We start from the raw sequence: 19,074 nt of genomic DNA on the forward strand, positions 1-19,074 counted from the left end.
TGGGATCTCCGGCATGGCGGGCTGAATTCAAGAGATCACAGATGGTAATTACTCTTATTTGAGAGTAAAGCTCATTAACTTTCTAAACACTTCTCGCCTGTCGGCAGCAGCAGGTGCTGCACCAGCCCGGGGTTGGCGTTGCTCGCCCACAGCCTGCCGCCTTGCAGCTCGACGGCGCGCCGGGCGATGGCCAGGCCCAGGCCAAAACCCGCGCCGCTGTTCGGCAGGCGCCGGTAGGGCTGGAAGATCTGCTCCAGTTCATCTTCCGGCACACCGGGCCCCTGGTCGCGCAGGCACAGGTGCCAGTGTTCGCCTTCGCGCCAGCCGCCCAGCACCACTTGGCCTGCGGGCGGCGAATGGCGGATGGCGTTGCGCAGCAGGTTCTCCAGGGCTTGGGCCAGGCTGTCCAGGTGCGCCTGCACCACGCAGTCGATGCTCAGGGTGCAGGGCAGGCGCTCGGCGTCCCAGCCGCTTTCGAAGCTGCAGTCCTGCACCAGCGCCTCCCACACCGACAGCACCTGCACAGGTTCTGTGGGCAGGTGCGGGCGCTCGGTGTCCATCCAGGCAAGGTCCAGGGTGTCCTCCAGCAGCTTTTGCATGTCGTCCACCTCGCGCTCCAGGCGCTGGCGCAGTTGCTCTGGCGGCAACTGGCTGTCGTGGGCGATGCGCAGGCGTGCCAGTGGCGTGCGCAGTTCGTGGGACAGGGTGCGCAGCAGCAGGCGCTGCTGCTCGAGGCTGCGGCGCAGGCGCACGGCCATGTGCTCGAAGGCCTGGGCCAGCTCGCCCAGCTCGTCGTGGCGGGTTTGCAGGGCCAGGCCGGGGCTGTCGAGGTCGTCGGCGCGCAAGGCATCGGCGCGGTCGCGCAGGCGGTTGAGCGGGGCGACCAGGTGGCGGTACAGCGCCAGGCCCAGCAGCAGCGCCAGCAGCGCTGGCGCCACGCCGTGGGTGACCACGTGGGTCCAGGGCGTGAGGCCGGTGGGCAGCAGGTGTTCGGGCAACTGGATCACCAGGCGGCCGTCTTGCGGGCGCTCGGGGAACGCGATGCTGACGTATGGCAGCTCGTCCTGCAGGCGCCGGCTCATCGGCCAGTCGAGCTTGCGCATGAAGGTCAGGCGGCCGGCTTCGTCGGCGCTCAAGGGGGTGGTGCCGAGGCTTTCCAGGCGTGGGCCGACCACGGCCACCCAGGTGTCTTCTTCACGTTGCAACTGGTGGCGGAAGTTTTCCACAGCAGTGGCGCCACCGCTGCGCCAGGCCTGTTCGGCCTGGCCGGCGAAGCGTGCCAGGTAGAGCCGTTCGGCGGGGGCAAGAAAGTACGTGCTGCGCTCTACCGACAGGCCCCAGGTCCAGATGATCCAGGTCAGCAGCAGGCAGAAGCACACCTGCAGCAGGGCCAGTTTCCACAGCAATGGGTGGCGGCGCATCAGGCGTTACCGCTGTCGACCAGGATGTAGCCCTGGCCGCGCACCGCCTGGATTTGCAGGTGCCCGGCGCCGATGGCGGCGAGCTTGCGGCGCAGGTTGCACACATGCACGTCCAGGCCGCGGTCCAGGCGGGTATAGGCCCGGTGCAACACGCTCTGGTAGAGAAACGGCTTGCTCAGCGCCTCGCCCGGGTGCGCCTGCAGGGTGGCCAGCAGGCGGTACTCCGAGCCGGTCAGCCCGGCGCTACGGCCCTGGTGGGCGACGTCCTGGTTGGCCTCATCGAAGTTCAGTGTGCCGCTGGCCTGTGGCGGGTTGGGGCGCCGGTCCAGCGCTACCCGGCGCAGCAGCGCGTCGACCCGGGCATCCAGTTCGGCCAGGCTGAACGGCTTGGGCAGGTAGTCGTCGGCGCCACGGGTGAAGCCGCTGATGCGGTCCTGTTCGGCGCCCAGGGCCGACATCAGCATCACCGGCACCGCCTGGTGGCGGCGCAGCTCGTCGAGCAGGGTCAGGCCGTCGATGCCCGGCAGCATGATGTCCAGCAGGATCAGGTCGAATTGGCCCTGGGGCAGGGCGGCCAGGGCCTGGGTGCCGTTCTCGCAGGCCTGCACGCTGAAACCGCGGCGCTGGAAGTGCTGCAAGAGGTCTTGGCGCAGGCTGGGGTCGTCTTCGGCGAGGAGGAGCTTGAAGGGCACGGAGAGGAAGCCTTGAATGGGAATGCATTGCAAATGCGAATAATCCCACTTGAGGGCGGTGGGGGGCAATGGCCAAGGGCTGGCATTTCGTCGCGGGGGATAGTGCTTTGAAGTAGCTTGCGTCACGGCGAACACCTGTCCGCCATCACGCGATCCTTCGCAATAACAGGCGCCAAGCAACCGCTAAAGGCAAACAACAGGCATTAAAAAGCCGGCTTGTGGCCGGCTTTCGGGGACGATCTTGGCTCATTTTTGATAAGCCGCAATCGCCTTAAACGGTTGGCAACATGGCCTGAAAAAGATGGCGGACGGCTGTGTGAGGCGTCGCCAGGCCCTCTGGAATGCGGCTTGCACCATCAGGGGGCGTGATGTGCGGCGTAGCATACTAGGGCTTGCCGGGGATGCCCAGCAAAAATTGGTGCCAGGTGTTTCAGGCCGGGCGCACGGGTCGCAGACACGACCACCAGAACACCCAGCCGACAATTTCCAGCCGCTGCGCCTTGCGGCGCTGGGCGGTGTAGCGCTCCATCGGGTAGTTGAGGCGGTCGTGGCTGTGCAGGCACAGGGTGCCGTTGTGGCCGTGGCTGAGCTGGTGCACCCGCAGACGACCGTTGTGCAGCAGGGCGTAATACTCGCCCTTGATCACCTGGGTGAAGTTGCGGTCGATGGCCAGCAGCGTGCCCTGGGGCAGCAGCGGCGCCATGTTGTCGGCCGGCATGCCGATGCAGATACAGCGCCCGGCGGCCACGCCGAGGCTGTCCAGTGCCTGCGCAGGTATCGCCTGGTAGAGGCCGGGAACCGGCACAAGCTTGCCCTGGCTGACCTGGTGCAGCGCAATGGGTACCCCGGCCGGCGCCAGGTCGAGCAGGGGCGCGGGCGGCGGTAGCTGGCGGGGGGCCGGGGGGCGTGCCGGAATCAGCGGGTCGGGGTGCTTGGGGCCTTCGCCGGTACGCAGCCAGCGGCGGTGCACGCAGAACAGGTCGGCGAATTCGTCGAGCCGGGCCTGGGGCACGCCACGTTTGAACCAGTTGTTGACGTGCTGGGGCGTGATCTTGCGTTGGGCGGCAAAATCGGAAGGGGTCAGGTTGCACTCCTGCAGGAGCGCTTTGAAGCGGTCACCGGATGTATTCATGCCGGTGAGTCTATCGCCCCGCATTCTGTAGGGAAATGAACCTGATGTAGAGGCGAACTGTGGGAAAAGTCGCTATTTGTAGGCTGTTTCTTAAGGGGCTGTAGGAGCTTTCTTTCGGGCAGAAAAAAGCCCCGCCGAAGCAGGGCTTTTCGTGGTCAGGCTCAGCCCTTGTAGGCAGCAACCGACTTGGTGATCGCGGCGCGGGCGGCGTCGGCGCCTTCCCAGCCTTCGATCTTGACCCACTTGCCCTTCTCCAGATCCTTGTAGTTGGCGAAGAAGTGCTCGATCTGCTGGATCAGCAGCGCTGGCAGGTCGGTGTATTCCTTCACGTCAACGTACAGCTGGCTCAGCTTGTCGTGCGGTACGGCGATGACCTTGGCGTCGCCGCCGCCGTCGTCGGTCATGTTCAGCACGCCGACCGGGCGGGCGCGGATCACCGAGCCTGGGGCTACCGGGTACGGGGTCACTACCAGCACGTCCAGCGGGTCACCGTCGTCGGCCAGGGTGTTGGGGATGAAGCCGTAGTTGGCCGGGTAGAACATCGGGGTGGCCATGAAGCGGTCGACGAACAGGGTGTCGCTGTCCTTGTCGATCTCGTACTTGATCGGCGCGTGGTTGGCCGGGATCTCGATAGCGACGTAGATGTCGTTCGGCAGGTCTTTGCCAGCCGGGATCTTGCTGTAGCTCATTGGGCAGTGCCCCCGTGTTTGATCAAAAAAGTGGCGGCGATTATAGGCACATTCCACCTGTGCATGCCACGCCCGGCCTGATGTGCGGGGCGCTCAGGCGGGCTGCTGGCGATAGTCGGGGTGCTCGCGTTGCAGGCGTGCCAGACGGGTCAGCGGGTCCTGGCGGTAGAACAGCGCCAGTTGCTGGTAGACCTTTGGATAAGCCTCGTGCAAAAGGTCAGGGGCGCTGAAGAAGTACTCGCTGGTAACGGCGAAGAACTCCGCCGGGTTTTCCGCAGCGTAAGGGTCGATGGCGGTTTCTAGGTCGGGGTCGGCGTCGAGCTGGCGGTTCAGGTCGTCATAGGCCTGTTGCATGGCCTCGGCCCAGTCCTGCGTGCGCATGCCGGCGTGCAGCGGCGGCAGGCCATTGGCGTCGCCGTTGAGCATGTCGAGCTTGTGCGCCAGTTCGTGGATCACCAGGTTGTAGGCCTCCCAGCCGCCGCCGGCCAGCACCCCGTCCCAGGCCATGATCACCGGGCCCTGTTGCCAGGCCTCGCCGCTGTGTTCGGCATCCCACACGTGCTCCACGCCGCTGGCGTCGCGGTGGCGCTGCGGGCTCTTGAAGTCGTCGGGGTAAAGGATGATCTCGTGGAAGCCCTGGTACCAGTTCAGCTCGCCCAGGTGAAGCAGCGGTAGTTGCGCCTGGGCCGCCAGCAGCAGGCGCTGGCCGTCGTCCAGGGTGACTCCGGGCAGGGTGGTCAGGTGCTTGTCGTGCAAGAACAGCACGCAGGCTTCGCGCAGCCAGCGGTCTTCGTCGTCACTGATGCCGTCAAGCAGCGGCAGCTGCTGGCGCACGGCCTGCCATAGCGGCTCGTCAACCGGGTAGCGGGCCAGGGTGCGCCGGCGCCGCCAGGCGCTGAACGACCACATGGTCGGCTTAGTGGGCCTTGGCTGCGCGGCCCAGGCGGCCCCGCAGCAGGCCGAGGATCATCGGCACCAGCGACAGCACGATGATGGCCACCACCATCAGCGACAGGTGCTGCTTGATGAACGGCACGTTGCCGAAGAAGTAGCCGAGGGTTACCAGGCCGCCGACCCACAGCAGCGAGCCGACCACGCTGAAGGTGAGAAAGCGCGGGTAGTGCATGTGGGCAATGCCGGCGACGAACGGTGCGAAGGTGCGCAAAATCGGCAGGAAGCGCGCCAGGGTGACGGTTTTGCCGCCATGGCGGGCATAGAACTCGTGGGTGCGCTGCAGGTAGTCCTGGCGGAAGATCTTCGATTTGGGGTTGCTGAACAGCCGCTCGCCGGCGGTACGCCCGATCACGTAGTTGGTGCTGTCGCCCAGAATGGCCGCGGCCATCAGCAGGCCGGCCAGCAGTACCGGGTCCATGCCGCCGCCTGCAGCCACGGCGCCGGCAATGAACAGCAGCGAGTCGCCAGGCAGGAACGGCATCACCACCAGGCCGGTTTCGCAGAAGATCACGGTGAACAGGATGGCGTAGATCCAGGGGCCGTAGTTGGTGACCAGCAGATCGAGGTAGGCATCGAGATGCAGGATGAGGTCCAGCGGGTTGAAATCCATGTACAGCACCTGTGTTCTTGACCCGCTTCTACGGGCGCGCGATGACGGACGGCGTCTTTGGCGTGGGCAGATTCACCTGCAGAGAGGTAACTTTTCACACATGACAGGAGGGGGATTATACGGCGAAGCGGGGAAAGTGCCCGGGGAGTTTGTAGCGGGGGGTTACCAGGCGGCTTCGGTCGAAAGCGCCTCTGTAGGAGACCACACAGCCCTCTAGGGCTGCGCTGTCGCGCAGAGAACTGGGCACGAGCCCGCCGCGGCCCCTGTGGGAGCGGGCTTGTCGGGGTGCCGAACCACCGCGAAGCAGGCGACGCGGTGTCTGGCACCGGCTTCGCCGGTGTTCGCGGGCAAGCCCGCTCCCACAGGGTCGATGCGTCCGCTATTCCAGGCTGATCGGCAACACGTAGTTCTCGAACTCGGTGTCCTTGCGAAAACCGATCGACTCGTAGGTCTTGCGCGCCACCTCGTTGCCGCTGCTGGTGGACACGCGCATGCGCACGGCGTTGGTTTCGCGGGCCATCTTCTTGGCCTCGCGCATCAGGTGGTCGGCCACCAGCATGCGCCGCGAATCTTCGGCCACGTAGATGTCGTTGAGAATCCACACGCGCTTGAGCGACAGCGACGAAAAGCTCGGGTACAGCTGGCAAAAGCCCAGCAGCTTGCTGTCGTCGTCCTCTGGCATGGCCAGGTAGATCACCGACTCGCCGCGCTTGAGGCGCTTTTCCAGAAAGGTGCGCGAGGTGTCCGGGTAAGGCAGTTCGCCGTAGAACTCGCGGTACTTCACGAACAGCGGAGTGAGCAGGTCGAGGTATTCCAGGGTTGCCTTGATGATGCGCATGGGCGGGCCTCTGAGTCCATTGAGGGGATACGGCGGATTGCCAGCAGCGTTCAATCCGCATGCTGCCTAAAGCGGGCTACAAGCGCAATCCACCCTCGGTTACAGCTTTCTTACCCTTCGCCGAGCAGGAAGTTGCCGTTCTTGCTGACAGATCCGTCGTTTTCAAGGCTATGGACCTCGGCCTCGTCCTTCAGATTCACCCCCGACAGCTGGCGCCTGCAGGCCTCGCGCATCAGGTACAGCAGGCGATGGGCGGCCATGCCGTAGCTCAGGCCCTCCAGGCGCACGTTGGAGATGCAGTTGCGGTAGGCGTCGGTCAGGCCGACCTTGGGCGCATAGGTGAAGTACAGCCCCAGGCTGTCGGGCGAGCTGAGCCCGGGGCGTTCGCCGATCAGCATCACGGTCATGCGCGCGCCCAGCAACTCGCCCACCTCGTCGGCCACCGCCACCCGGCCTTGTTCCACCAGCACCACCGGGGCGCTGGTCCAGCCGTCGGCGGCGGCCTGTTCCTCGAAACGCGCCAGAAACGGCAAGGTGTGGCGGTGCACGGCCAGCGCCGACAGGCCGTCGGCGACGACGATGGCCAAATCGACGCCTCCGGGGTTGGCCTGCACATGCTCGCGCAGTTGCTGCGCCGAATCGTCATGCAGGCGCCGGCCCAAGTCGGGGCGTTGCAGGTACTGGTGGCGGTCGCTGGCGGCGCTGTGCAGCAGCAGGCTGTCGCGGCCACGCTCTTGCAGTTGCTGGCGCAAGCCTTGGTGATCGAACGGCAGGTGCACGGCATCGCGGGCCTGGGCATGGGCGTACTGGAAGTCCAGTTGCGCGCCGGTGGGCAGGCTGATGCCGGTGCGGCCCAGGGCGATGCGTGCCGGTGTGAGGTTGCGCAGGGCCAGCCAGGGGTTGTCGGTGCTCGGTGTGTGTCGGTCCATGGTCGTCCCTATGTCAACTGTGCCAAGGCCTGGCGGAAGGCCGGCGGCAGGTTGTCGCCGAAACGGATGCGCCCGTCGGCCTGGGTGAAGATGCCGGTGCGCGCAAGCCATGCCTCGAATTCCGGCCCCGGGCGCAGGCCCAGGGTCTGGCGGGCGTACAGCGCGTCGTGGAACGAGGTGGTCTGGTAGTTGAGCATGATGTCGTCGGAGCCGGGGATGCCCATGATGAAGTTGATCCCGGCTACTCCCAGCAGGGTCAGCAGGGTGTCCATGTCGTCCTGGTCGGCTTCGGCGTGGTTGGTGTAGCAGATGTCGCAGCCCATGGGCACGCCCAGCAGCTTGCCGCAGAAGTGGTCCTCGAGGCCCGCGCGGATGATCTGTTTGCCGTTGTACAGGTACTCCGGGCCAATGAAACCGACCACGGTATTGACCAGAAACGGCTTGAAGTGCCGTGCCACAGCATATGCGCGGGTTTCGCAGGTTTGCTGGTCGACGCCGTGGTGGGCGTTGGCCGACAGCGCACTGCCCTGGCCGGTCTCGAAATACATCAGGTTGTGCCCGGCGGTGCCGCGTTTGAGCGAAAGGCCTGCCTCGTAGCCCTCTTGCAGCACGTTGAGGTTGATGCCAAAGCCTGCATTGGCCGCCTCGGTGCCGGCGATCGACTGGAACACCAGGTCCAGCGGCACACCGCGGTTGATCGCCTCGATCGAGGTAGTGACGTGGGTGAGCACGCAGGCCTGGGTGGGGATGTCGTAGCGCTGGATGATGGCATCGAGCATCTCCAGCAGGGCGCAGATCGACGAAATGCTGTCGGTGGCCGGGTTGATGCCGATCATGGCGTCGCCGTTGCCGTACAGCAGGCCGTCGAGAATGCTGGCAGCAATACCGGCCGGCTCGTCGGTGGGGTGGTTGGGTTGCAGCCGGGTCGACAGCCGCCCGCGCAGGCCCATGGTGCCGCGAAACGCCGTGACCACGCGGATTTTCTGCGCCACCAGCACCAGGTCCTGCACGCGCATGATCTTCGATACCGCTGCGGCCATTTCCGGGGTCAGGCCGGGGGCCAGGGCGCGCAGGCTATGCTCGTCGGCATGCTCGCTGAGCAGCCAGTCGCGCAGGCCGCCGACGGTCAGGTGGCTGACCGGGGCGAAGGCTGCCTGGTCATGGGTGTCGACGATCAGCCGGGTGACTTCGTCCTGTTCATAGGGGATCAGCGCTTCATTCAAGAAATGCTTGAGCGGGATATCGGCCAGCGCCATCTGCGCCGCCACCCGCTCGCCATCGTTGCTGGCGGCAACGCCGGCCAGGTAGTCGCCGGAGCGCGCCGGGCTGGCCTTGGCCATTACCTCTTTGAGGCTGTCGAAGCGGTAAAGCTGGTTGCCCACCGTGTGTACGAAAACTGCCATACAGAATCTCCAGGGCGCCGCAGGGTTGGCCTGCGGCGCAAGTCTGCGATCAGTGCAGGGCCTCTTCGGCCTTCTGGATCGCGGCGAATTCCTCTTCCGGGGTGCCAGCCACCAGGTGATGACGGCTGTAGAAGGCGAAGTAGGCAATCAGCACGCCGTAGATCACCGCCGCGCCAATCACTACCCGCGGGTCTACCAGAAAGCCCGCCACCACGGCGATGCAGGCCAGTACCAGGGCCACGCCCGAGGTGAGCACGCCGCCCGGGGTGCGGTACGGGCGCTCCATCTTCGGCCGGCGGATACGCAGGGTGATGTGTGCGGCCATCATCAGCACATAGGACAGCGTAGCGCCGAATACCGCCACCAGAATCAGCAGGTCGCCTTGGCCTGTCAGCGACAGGGCAAAACCGATGATGCCTGGGATCACCAGGGCCAGCACCGGGGCCTTGCTCTTGTTGGTTTCGGACAGCTTGCGCGGCAAGTAGCCGGCGCGCGACAGGGCGAAGATCTGCCGCGAATAGGCGTAGATGATCGAGAAGAAGCTGGCGATCAGGCCGGCCAGGCCCACCAGGTTGACGAAGCCGCCCATCCAGGTGGAGCCGCCGTAGGCTTTGGACAGCGCCTCGACCAGCGGGTTGCCCGAGGCTTTCAGCGCTTCGGCGCCGGCGCCACCGGGGCCGACCACCAGAATCAGCAGGGCGAAGGCCAGCAACACCAGCATCGCGCCGATCAGGCCGCGCGGCAGGTCGCGTTTAGGGTTCTTGGTTTCTTCAGCGGCCAGCGGCACACCCTCCACTGCCAGGAAGAACCAGATGGCGTAGGGGATCGCCGCCCACACGCCCACGTAGCCGAACGGCAGGAAGCTGCTTGCACCAACAGCGTCAGTCTTGGCGATGTCGAACAGGTTGGCTGCATCGAAATGGGGCACCATGCCGATCAGGAACACCGCCAGGGCGATGGCGGCGACGGCGGTGATGATGAACATCAGTTTCAGCGCTTCACCCACCCCGAAGATGTGGATGCCGATGAACACGATGTAGAACGCCAGGTAAATCATCCAGCCGCCGATACCGAACAGCGACTGGCAGTAGGCACCGATGAACACGGCGATGGCCGCAGGGGCGATGGCGTACTCGATCAGGATCGCGGTGCCGGTAAGAAACCCGCCCCAGGGCCCGAAGGCGCTGCGGGCAAAGCCATAGCCGCCGCCGGCGGTAGGGATCATCGAAGACAGCTCGGCCAGCGAGAAGCACATGCACAGGTACATGGTGGCCATCAGCAGGGTGGCGAGGAACATGCCGCCCCAGCCGCCCTGGGCCAGGCCGAAGTTCCAGCCGGCGTAGTCGCCGGAGATCACGTAGGCCACACCCAGGCCCACCAGCAGCACCCAGCCTGCGGCGCCTTTTTTCAGTTCGCGTTGCTGGAAGTAGTCGGAGCCGACCTTTTCGAAATCGACGGAGGAGCTTGCCGGCGCGCCGGCGGAGTGATCGCTTGGCATGGATTCACCTGTTTTTTTTCTTGGTGGCCGGAGGGAGCCCGGGCCTTGGTGATTGTTTTGCAGGAAGCGAGCCAGAGCGGTTGGGGCTCTGGGATTGGGGTGTTGGGGCCGCTTTGCGGCCCATCGCGGCACAAGGCCGCTCCTTCAGGGGAATGCGGTCATCTGCAGGAGCGGCCTTGTGCCGCGATGGGCTGCGTAGCATCCCCACTACGCGGTTTAGAAGAAGCCCAACGGGTTGATGTCGTAGCTCACCAGCAGGTTCTTGGTCTGCTGGTAGTGGTCGAGCATCATCTTGTGGGTTTCACGGCCGACGCCGGACTTCTTGTAGCCACCGAACGCGGCATGCGCCGGGTACAGGTGGTAGCAGTTGGTCCACACGCGGCCGGCCTTGATGCCGCGGCCCATGCGGTAGGCGCGGTTGATGTCGCGGGTCCACACACCGGCACCCAGGCCGAACTCGGTGTCGTTGGCAATCGCCAGGGCTTCGGCTTCATCTTTGAACGTGGTGACGCTGACCACCGGGCCGAAGATTTCTTCCTGGAACACGCGCATCTTGTTGTTGCCCTTGAGCAGGGTCGGCTGGATGTAATAACCGGTGGCCAGCGAGCCTTCGAGCTGCTCCACCTTGCCGCCGGTCAGCAGTTCGGCGCCTTCTTCCTGGGCAATCTTCAGGTACGACTGGATCTTCTCGAACTGCTGCTGCGAGGCCTGGGCGCCGACCATGGTGTCGGTGTCCAGCGGGTCGCCGCGCTTGATCTGCAGCACCTTCTTCATCACCACTTCCATGAACTGCGGGTAGATCGACTCCTGCACCAGTGCCCGCGACGGGCAGGTGCACACCTCGCCCTGGTTGAAGAACGCCAGCACCATGCCTTCGGCGGCCTTGTCGATGAAGCTTGGCTCGGCCTGCATGATGTCTTCGAAGTACACGTTCGGCGACTTGCCGCCCAGCTCGACGGTGGACGGGATGATGTTCTCGGCGGCGCACTTCATGATGTGCGAGCCCACCGGGGTGGAGCCGGTAAAGGCGATCTTGGCGATGCGCTTGCTGGTGGCCAGCGCTTCACCGGCCTCGCGGCCATAACCCTGCACCACGTTGAGCACGCCCTTGGGCAGCAGGTCGCCGATCAGCTCCAGCAGTACGGTAATGCCCAGCGGGGTCTGTTCGGCCGGCTTGAGCACCACGCAGTTGCCGGCGGCCAGGGCCGGGGCGAGCTTCCAGGCGGCCATCAGCAGCGGGAAGTTCCACGGGATGATCTGCCCGACCACGCCCAGCGGCTCGTGAATGTGGTAGGCCACGGTGGTTTCGTTGATTTCGGCAGCGCCGCCTTCCTGGGCGCGAATGCAGCCGGCGAAGTAGCGGAAGTGGTCCACCGCCAGCGGGATGTCGGCGTTCAGGGTTTCGCGGATTGGCTTGCCGTTGTCCCAGGTTTCGGTGATGGCCAGCAGTTCAAGGTTCTGCTCGATGCGGTCGGCAATGCGCAGCAGCACGTTGGAGCGGTCCTGCACCGAGGTGCGGCCCCAGGCGTCGGCGGCGGCATGGGCGGCATCCAGGGCTTTGTCGATGTCTTCGGCGGTGGAGCGGGGGAACTCGGCGATCAGCTTGCCGTTGACCGGGGAGGTGTTCTCGAAATACTGCCCCTTCACCGGCGCCACGAACTCACCACCGATGTAGTTGCCGTAGCGGCTCTTGAAGTTGACCTTCGCGCCGTCGGTGCCGGGATGTGCATAACGCATGATGTGTCTCCTGGTCGTTGTGATTGTTGCGGAGTTTCAAAGCGTAGAGCAAAGGTCGGGCCAGCGCCTGGAGGCCCTTGCCAATCAATGACTTGGGTCATTTATTCAGGGGCCGGCGCGGGGTGCTGTACCGCAGGTGGCACAGCCTGGGTGACACTTTGTACCGCTTGTGGCACGACCGGTGACTCGGTGGTCAGTGCACCATTGCAAAGCATGGGCGGCTGGAGGATGCTGGCGGCACGTGTCATCTGCGGAGAACAACAAAAATGCAGAGCAACCCGTTCAGCCGCCATGCCCAGCAAGTGCTGACCGTTGCCCACGGCCAGGCCAGCGGGCCGGGCAGCGACCCATCGATTGCTCGCTCCTGGCTGCGTTGCCTTGAGGACTACCACCTCGACCCGGCCCGCGCCCAGGCCCCGGTGGTGCTGGAGCACGGCCGCCTGCTGGAGAGCCGTGAAGGCCTGCGCCAGGTGCTGCAAATTGCCGACCACGAAATGAACAGCCTGCACCAGCAGTTGTCCGGTGCCGGGCATGCGGTGCTGCTCACCGATGCCCGCGGGGTGATCCTCAACTGCGTCACCGCTCCCAGCGAGCGGCGCATCTTCGAGCGCGCCGGCCTGTGGTTGGGCGCTGACTGGAGCGAAGCCCGCGAGGGCACCAACGGCATCGGCACCTGCCTGGTGGAGCGCCAGGCCCTGACCATTCACCAGGACGAGCACTTTCGCGGGCGCCACACCGGGCTGACCTGCTCGGCCAGCCCGGTGTTCGACCCCCATGGCGAGCTGCTGGCGGTGCTCGACGTGTCATCGGCGCGCCCGGACGTGTCGCGCCAGAGCCAGTTCCACACCATGGCGCTGGTCAACCTGTCGGCGAAGATGATCGAAAGCTGTTACTTCCTGCGCCACTTCGAACAGCAATGGCTGCTGCGTTTTCACCTGCAGGCCGAGTCGGTCGGGCTGTTCAGCGAGGGGTTGCTGGCTTTCGATGGCGACGGGCGCATCTGCGCCGCCAACCAGGGCGCGCTGAACCTGCTGGGGACCATCCGTGGCGGGGTGTTGGGCAAGCCGGTGGAAATGTTCTTCGCCTGCAACCATGACGAATTGTTCAGCCGCGCCACGCCACAAGGCAGCGCGGCCTGGCCGCTGCATACCCGCGACGGGCGCCAGGTGTTCGCCAGCCTGCGCGGCCAGGCGCGCACGCCGATATGGCCGGTGGCATTGGCGCAACCGCAGCGCGAGGCCGAGCCCGGCATCTGCCTGCTCGACCCGGCCTTGCAGCAGGAGTTTCGCCGGGCGGTGCGGGTGTTCGAGCGTGATGTGCCGTTGTTGCTGCGCGGCGAGACCGGTTGCGGCAAGGAGGCCTTCGCCCAGGCCGTGCACCAGGCCAGCGCCCGCCGGCACAAGCCGCTCGTGGCGATCAACTGCGCGTCGATCCCCGAGAGCCTGATCGAGAGCGAGCTGTTCGGTTACCGCGGCGGCAGCTTTACCGGCGCGCGCAAGGAGGGCATGCGCGGCAAGTTGCTGCAGGCCGACGGCGGTACCTTGTTGCTGGACGAGATCGGCGACATGCCGCTGGCGCTGCAGACCCGCCTGCTGCGGGTGCTGGAGGAGCGCCAGGTTGTGCCCATCGGTGGCGAGGCGCAGGCGGTGGATGTGCGTATCGTCAGTGCCACCCACCGCGACCTTTTGGAGCGCGTGGCGCAGGGCACTTTCCGCGAAGACCTTTATTACCGGCTCAATGGCCTCGAAGTGGCGCTGCCGGCGGTGCGCGAGCGCAGCGACAAGGGGCAGTTGCTGGACTTTCTGCTGCGCCAGGAGGCGCAGGGCCAGCCAGTGGCTCTGGAGCCAGGTGCCCGCCAGGCGCTGCTGGATTTTGCCTGGCCGGGCAACGTGCGGCAGATGCGCAATGTGCTGCGCACCTTGGTGGCGTTGTGTGATGAAGGCCGGGTCGAGTATCAGGACCTGCCCGCCGTTGTTCGCCGCGGCGCAATCCCTGTAGGAGCGGGCTTGCCCGCGAATGCGTCCGACCAGACACCGCATGGCGAGGGCGTTGCCCTCGATCGCGGGCAAGCCCGCTCCCACAGGTCAGCGGTGAATCTCGAGGACGCCGAACGTCACGCCCTGCTGACTGTGCTGGAAGCAAAACGCTGGCACCTGACCCAGGTCGCCGAGCACCTGGGCATCAGCCGCAACACCCTGTATCGGAAACTGCGCAAACACGGCATCGCCAGGGCTGGCTGAGCGAAACAGCGGGTGCGATTTCCCTCGCCCTGGGCTACCCTGCCTCGAAGTTTTGCGAGGTCGACCATGCACATTCACATTCTCGGTATCTGCGGCACTTTCATGGGCTCGCTGGCGGTGCTGGCCAAGGAACTTGGCCACCGCGTCACGGGCTCCGACGCCAACGTCTATCCCCCCATGAGCACCCAGCTCGAAGCCCAGGGCATCGAGCTGACCCAGGGCTATGACCCGGCCCAACTGGAGCCGGCCCCGGACCTGGTGGTGATCGGCAACGCCATGTCGCGGGGCAACCCTGCGGTGGAGTACGTGCTGAACAAGGGCCTGCCTTATGTGTCCGGCCCGCAGTGGCTGGCCGACCATGTGCTGCAGGGCCGTTGGGTGCTGGCAGTGGCCGGTACCCACGGCAAGACCACCACCAGCAGCATGCTGGCCTGGGTGCTGGAGCACGCCGGCATGAGCCCGGGCTTCTTGATCGGCGGCGTGCCGCAGAACTTCTCGGTATCCGCCCGCCTGGGCGATACGCCGTTCTTCGTGGTCGAGGCCGACGAATACGACAGCGCGTTCTTCGACAAGCGCTCCAAGTTCGTCCATTACCACCCGCGCACCGCGATCCTCAACAACCTTGAGTTCGACCACGCCGACATCTTCCCCGACCTTGCGTCCATCGAGCGGCAGTTCCACCACCTGGTACGCACCATCCCCAGTGAAGGCCTGGTCATCCACCCGACCACCGAAGCTGCGCTGGAGCGGGTCATCGGCATGGGCTGTTGGACCCCGGTGCAAACCACCGGCGCCGGTGGCCAGTGGCAGGCGCGCCTGCTCAGCCCAGACGGCTCGCGCTTCGAGGTGCTGTTCGAGGGGGTTGCCCAAGGTGTGGTGGACTGGGCCCTGACCGGCCAGCACAACGTCGCCAACGCCCTGGCCACCCTGGCCGCCGCGCGCCACGTTGGCGTGGTGCCGGCCATGGCGATCGATGGCCTGAGCGCGTTCAAGAGCGTCAAGCGGCGCATGGAGAAGGTCGCCGAAGTGCAAGGCGTGACCATCTATGACGATTTCGCCCACCACCCGACCGCCATTGCCACCACCCTCGATGGCCTGCGCAAGCGCGTTGGCGAGGCGCCGGTGATTGCCGTCATCGAGCCGCGCTCCAACTCCATGAAGCTCGGCGCGCACCGCGACGGCTTGCCAGAAAGCGTCAATGACGCCGACCAGGTGATCTGGTACGCACCGCCCAACCTGGGCTGGGACCTGGCCGGCACGGCGGCCGAATGCAAGGTGCCGAGCGTGGTTGCCGACAGCCTCGAGGCGATCATCGAACGCATCAAGGGCCAGGCGCGCCCGGGCACCCACGTGGTGATCATGAGTAACGGCGGCTTCGGCGGCCTGCACGGCAAGCTGGCCGAGGCGCTCAAGTGAGCGGCCCGGAACGCATCACCCTGGCCATGACCGGCGCCTCTGGTGCGCAGTATGGCCTGCGCCTGCTCGACTGCCTGGTGCGCGAGGACCGCGAGGTGCACTTTCTGATCTCCAAGGCCGCGCAGTTGGTGATGGCCACCGAGACTGACGTGGTGCTGCCGGCCAAGCCCCAGGCGATGCAGGCGTTTCTGACCGAGTACACCGGCGCTGCCGACGGGCAGATCCGCGTGTACGGCAAGGAAGACTGGATGTCGCCGGTAGCCTCGGGCTCCGGCGCGCCGGCGGCGATGGTGGTGGTGCCGTGCTCCACCGGCACGCTGTCGGCTATCGCCACCGGTGCCTGCAACAACCTGATCGAACGTGCCGCGGACGTCACTCTGAAAGAGCGCCGGCAGTTGATTCTGGTGCCGCGCGAGGCGCCGCTGTCGACCATTCACCTGGAGAACATGCTCAAGCTGTCGCAGATGGGCGCGGTGATGCTGCCGGCGGCGCCGGGGTTCTATCACCAGCCGCAGACCATCGATGACCTGGTGGACTTCGTGGTGGCGCGCATTCTCAACCTGCTGAACATCCCGCAGGACATGCTGCCGCGCTGGGGTGAGCATCACTATGGGGTTGATGATTGAAACGGCTGCTGGCGGGGCTGCTGGTGCTGGGTGCGCTGGGTGGCTGCGCCACGGTGCGCACGCTGGATGCGAACAAGCCCGGGGCGCCGGTGGTGTACGCCGGTACGCGCCTGGATTTGTACGTGATGAACGGTGGGTGCTGCCCGCTGGATCGCTTTGGGGCAGAGGCACCGGCGTATCCGCGGTTGGACCTGCCGGGCAGTGCGTTGCTGGATACGCTGCTTTTGCCGTTGTCGTTGCTGACGGCGGCGGGGGTGGGGTTTAACGCGACCGGTGGGTTGTAGGTGAGATAAGCCGCTTGCTCAGTACCCTGTAGGAGCGGCACAAGGCCGCTCCTACAAGGATCGTGCTGTAGGGAAGGGTTACTTCTTGCCCAACCTGCGCAACTCATCCGACTCGACCACCCGCACCCCGTCTTCCTCCTCCAGCGCCAGGCGCCACAGCGCTCGGGCCAGGGTGCAGGCCTCGATACCGCGGTACTTGCCGGGGATCAGCCTGGCGAACGGCGCCGCGACCATTTCGCCCAGGCGCGGCTCCATGCGCTCGCCCAGCAACAGCGACGGCCGCACGATGGTCAATTGCGGCCAGTCCTGGTCCTTCAGCGCCTGCTCCATTTCGCCCTTGACCCGGTTGTAGAAGATCGACGATTTGGGGTCGGCGCCCAGGGCGCTGACCACCAGCAGGTGGCGCGCGCCCATCTCGCGGGCGCGCTTGCTGAAGGCCACCACCATGTCCAGATCGACAGCACGGAACGCCGATTCCGAGCCCGCCTGCTTGAGCGTGGTGCCCAGGCAGCAGAAGGCGATATCCACGCGGCCGGCCAGTTGCGGGAGAAACACGGCCGGGTCGCCCACCGGGTTTTCCAGGTGCGGGTGCTCGGCCAGCGGCCGACGGGTCGGCGCCAGTACGCGGCTGATGGTGGGTTCGTTGAGCAAGCGGTCGAGCAGGTGTTCACCCGTCAGACCCGTGGCACCGGCAAGCAGGACATGCTGAGGCGTCAAATACATGATGTCTCTCCCTTGTTACATCACAGCTTAGTGGGCGCCTGGGGTTTTTGCCTGGCCCCCGCTGCGGGTTGCGCGTCATTGCGCAAGGCTGTTTCGGCTTGCTGCTGGCGCAGCCGCTGCCAGTGTGCAAGCACCGGCTTCGGCGCCCAGATTTGCGGCTCGGAAGCTTCGAAACCTTCCCTGCGTTCCCTTTCGGCAACGCTGTCGCGCGCCAGTTCAAACGCCTGCTTGAGGTCATCGGTCTGGTTCAGCGCCTGGGCGAACAGGGCGTCGCCAAAGTAGGTGAAGTCGGCTTCTTCGGAACAGCCGAACGACACCCGGTCGGGGCGTGCGGCGGTCATGATCAGGGTGCGGTCATCCTTCAGCGGGGCGATATAACCACCGGAATAACAGGCCGAGATGACGATGACCTTGTCGCGCTCCTTGAGCGGGGCCAGGGCGCTGGCCAGCTCGTCGGCGGACAGGTCGGCCAGTTGCAGGCGCGGCTGGTCGAGCACCAGCTGGTGGTCCTGGCTGCCGTGGCTGGTCAGGTAGATGAACACCAGGTCTTCCGGGCCGCTGCGCTCGGCGATCACCCGGGCGGCGCGGGTCAGGCTCTCGCGGGTGGCCATGGGGCGGGTAGCCATGTGGTCGCGGTGGTTGACCAGAGTGACCTGGCCGTGGGCGCCGAAGCGTACCTTGAGCATGTTGCTGACGTAGTCGGCTTCGCGCATGAACACGCTCTGCTGGCCATCACCGGCCACCACCAGGCTGTACAACTGCACCGGCGGCACCGAGCGCGGCACCTTGGCCAGGGCATCGTCGAGCAGCTTGCCCTGCTTGAGCAGGGCCAGGTCCAGCGGGTCGGGCAGGGCCTTGCCCTGGTCGTTGCGTACCCGCACGCCATTGACCCAGTAACCGCTTTCGACCCGGCCATTGGCCTGGGTCAGGCGGCCGCTGCCCTGGTAGGCGTCGTCGGCGAAACCGCCGCTGTACTCGCTGCCGTCGGCCAGTTGCAGGGTGCCCTTGCCGTTGAAGCGCCAGTCGCGAAAGCCGCCCTTGTAGTGGCTGCCGTCGCTGCCCAGCAGCTCGCCTTCGCCGCTCAGCGAGCCGTCCTTGAAGTCGCCGATCCATACATCGCCGTCGGCGTTCTCGTAGCGGCCACGGCCTTCGAGGCGGTTATCCTTGAATTCACCGATGTACTGCTCGCCATCGGCGCTGTCGTAGGTGCCGGCACCCTGCAGGTGGCCGTCGATGAAATGCCCGCCGAACTGGTTGCCGGCGGCGTCGCTGCGTACCCCGGCGCCGTTGGGCTTGCCCTTGGCGAACAGGCCCTGGTAGCGGCTGCCGTCGGCCATCTCCAGCAGGCCGGCGCCGTCGTACTGGTCGTCCTTGAACTGGCCGCGGTAGGTCTGGTCGTGCTGCTTGAGGGTGCCTTCGCCGTCGCGCCGGCCGTGCTTGAAGGTGCCGGCGTAGTGGCTGCCCGGGGTGCTCAGGTCGCCCAGGCCCTCGAACAGGCCCTGGTTGAACTGGCCGCGGTAGACCTCGCCGTTGCTGCCGTGCCATTCACCTTGGCCGTGCCACTGGCCATCCTTGAACGCGCCGGCGTACCAGCTGCCGTTGGGGTAGTCGATGCGCCCTTCACCCTGCAGCAGGCCATTGACCACCTGCCCCCGGTAGCGCCCGCCGTCGGGCAGGCGCGCGTCGGGCGGCGACAAGGGTTCGCCCTCGCCACAGGCGGCGAGCAGCAGTGCGAGGGTCAGAGGGAGCAGTGGGCGCATGGCGGGGTCCGGGCGAAACGATGCGCCGAGTATGCCGCACAATGATGGCGCTGGTGAATTGTGCTGCAGCATCGCCGGCAAGCTGGCCCCTGCAGGAGCCGGCTTGCCGGCGATCGGGCCCG

Annotated in this window: 17 protein-coding genes; 4 read left to right on the plus strand and 13 right to left on the minus strand. The window is 65.9% G+C overall.

Going from position 1 to position 19,074, the window contains the following annotated elements; translation table 11 throughout:
* Positions 1–74: 74 nt before the first annotated feature.
* The 11 genes from KSS93_RS06185 to exaC all read right to left on the minus strand — a co-directional run bounded on the left by KSS93_RS06185 (position 75) and on the right by exaC (position 11,903).
* Positions 75–1,421, minus strand: a complete 1,347-nt coding sequence (locus tag KSS93_RS06185) for a HAMP domain-containing sensor histidine kinase (protein ID WP_217887556.1) — start codon at positions 1,419–1,421, stop codon at positions 75–77.
* A complete protein-coding gene (locus KSS93_RS06190) occupies positions 1,421–2,113 on the minus strand; it encodes a response regulator transcription factor (protein WP_217887557.1) in 693 nt (230 codons plus the stop codon). The genes KSS93_RS06185 and KSS93_RS06190 overlap by 1 nt, the downstream gene beginning before the upstream one ends.
* Positions 2,114–2,543: 430 nt before the next feature.
* The gene (locus KSS93_RS06195) at positions 2,544–3,245 is read right to left on the minus strand and encodes a LexA family transcriptional regulator (protein WP_217887558.1); all 702 of its coding nucleotides are present in this window, start codon (positions 3,243–3,245) and stop codon (positions 2,544–2,546) included.
* Between the two features lie 161 nt (positions 3,246–3,406).
* A complete protein-coding gene (gene ppa, locus KSS93_RS06200) occupies positions 3,407–3,934 on the minus strand; it encodes an inorganic diphosphatase (protein WP_003255365.1) in 528 nt (175 codons plus the stop codon).
* A gap of 93 nt (positions 3,935–4,027) precedes the next feature.
* Positions 4,028–4,843 carry a M90 family metallopeptidase gene (locus KSS93_RS06205; RefSeq protein WP_217887559.1) on the minus strand — a complete coding sequence of 272 codons (816 nt, stop codon included), beginning with the start codon at positions 4,841–4,843 and terminating at the stop codon, positions 4,028–4,030.
* A 7-nt stretch (positions 4,844–4,850) separates the two neighbouring features.
* Complete coding sequence (locus tag KSS93_RS06210; protein ID WP_217841597.1) at positions 4,851–5,498, minus strand: DedA family protein; 648 nt, start codon at positions 5,496–5,498, stop codon at positions 4,851–4,853.
* A 379-nt stretch (positions 5,499–5,877) separates the two neighbouring features.
* Complete coding sequence (locus tag KSS93_RS06215; RefSeq protein ID WP_217887560.1) at positions 5,878–6,336, minus strand: GNAT family N-acetyltransferase; 459 nt, start codon at positions 6,334–6,336, stop codon at positions 5,878–5,880.
* Positions 6,337–6,446: 110 nt separating this feature from the next.
* Complete coding sequence (gene eutC, locus KSS93_RS06220; protein ID WP_217887561.1) at positions 6,447–7,265, minus strand: ethanolamine ammonia-lyase subunit EutC; 819 nt, start codon at positions 7,263–7,265, stop codon at positions 6,447–6,449.
* Between the two features lie 8 nt (positions 7,266–7,273).
* Positions 7,274–8,668: an ethanolamine ammonia-lyase subunit EutB gene (locus tag KSS93_RS06225; protein WP_217887562.1), complete on the minus strand. Its 1,395-nt coding sequence runs from the start codon at positions 8,666–8,668 to the stop codon at positions 7,274–7,276.
* 49 nt (positions 8,669–8,717) lie between these two features.
* Positions 8,718–10,166 (minus strand): ethanolamine permease, encoded by a 1,449-nt coding sequence (gene eat / locus KSS93_RS06230; RefSeq protein ID WP_217887563.1) that lies wholly within the window; start codon positions 10,164–10,166, stop codon positions 8,718–8,720.
* Between the two features lie 216 nt (positions 10,167–10,382).
* Positions 10,383–11,903: an acetaldehyde dehydrogenase ExaC gene (gene exaC, locus KSS93_RS06235; RefSeq protein ID WP_217887564.1), complete on the minus strand. Its 1,521-nt coding sequence runs from the start codon at positions 11,901–11,903 to the stop codon at positions 10,383–10,385.
* 266 nt (positions 11,904–12,169) lie between these two features.
* On the opposite strand from exaC, the gene KSS93_RS06240 reads away from it, so the two are divergent.
* The 4 genes from KSS93_RS06240 to KSS93_RS06255 all read left to right on the plus strand — a co-directional run bounded on the left by KSS93_RS06240 (position 12,170) and on the right by KSS93_RS06255 (position 16,469).
* The gene (locus KSS93_RS06240) at positions 12,170–14,143 is read left to right on the plus strand and encodes a sigma-54-dependent Fis family transcriptional regulator (RefSeq protein WP_217887565.1); all 1,974 of its coding nucleotides are present in this window, start codon (positions 12,170–12,172) and stop codon (positions 14,141–14,143) included.
* 66 nt (positions 14,144–14,209) lie between these two features.
* Complete coding sequence (gene mpl / locus KSS93_RS06245; RefSeq protein WP_217887566.1) at positions 14,210–15,559, plus strand: UDP-N-acetylmuramate:L-alanyl-gamma-D-glutamyl-meso-diaminopimelate ligase; 1,350 nt, start codon at positions 14,210–14,212, stop codon at positions 15,557–15,559.
* Complete coding sequence (ubiX, locus tag KSS93_RS06250; protein ID WP_217887567.1) at positions 15,556–16,185, plus strand: flavin prenyltransferase UbiX; 630 nt, start codon at positions 15,556–15,558, stop codon at positions 16,183–16,185. Before mpl ends, ubiX begins: the two co-directional genes overlap by 4 nt.
* On the plus strand, positions 16,182–16,469 hold the full coding sequence (locus KSS93_RS06255) for a YceK/YidQ family lipoprotein (protein WP_217887568.1): 288 nt from the start codon (positions 16,182–16,184) through the stop codon (positions 16,467–16,469). The genes ubiX and KSS93_RS06255 overlap by 4 nt, the downstream gene beginning before the upstream one ends.
* 78 nt (positions 16,470–16,547) lie before the next feature.
* Here the strand turns inward: KSS93_RS06255 and KSS93_RS06260 are convergent, their stop codons facing one another.
* Together KSS93_RS06260 and KSS93_RS06265 are read right to left on the minus strand one after the other, a co-directional pair.
* The gene (locus KSS93_RS06260) at positions 16,548–17,192 is read right to left on the minus strand and encodes an oxidoreductase (RefSeq protein ID WP_217887569.1); all 645 of its coding nucleotides are present in this window, start codon (positions 17,190–17,192) and stop codon (positions 16,548–16,550) included.
* A gap of 20 nt (positions 17,193–17,212) precedes the next feature.
* Positions 17,213–18,952 carry a C13 family peptidase gene (locus tag KSS93_RS06265; protein WP_217887570.1) on the minus strand — a complete coding sequence of 580 codons (1,740 nt, stop codon included), beginning with the start codon at positions 18,950–18,952 and terminating at the stop codon, positions 17,213–17,215.
* Between the last annotated feature and the right edge of the window lie 122 nt (positions 18,953–19,074).

This window comes from Pseudomonas xanthosomatis (genome assembly GCF_019139835.1).
GTDB classification, from domain to species: Bacteria; Pseudomonadota; Gammaproteobacteria; order Pseudomonadales; family Pseudomonadaceae; genus Aquipseudomonas; species Aquipseudomonas fakonensis.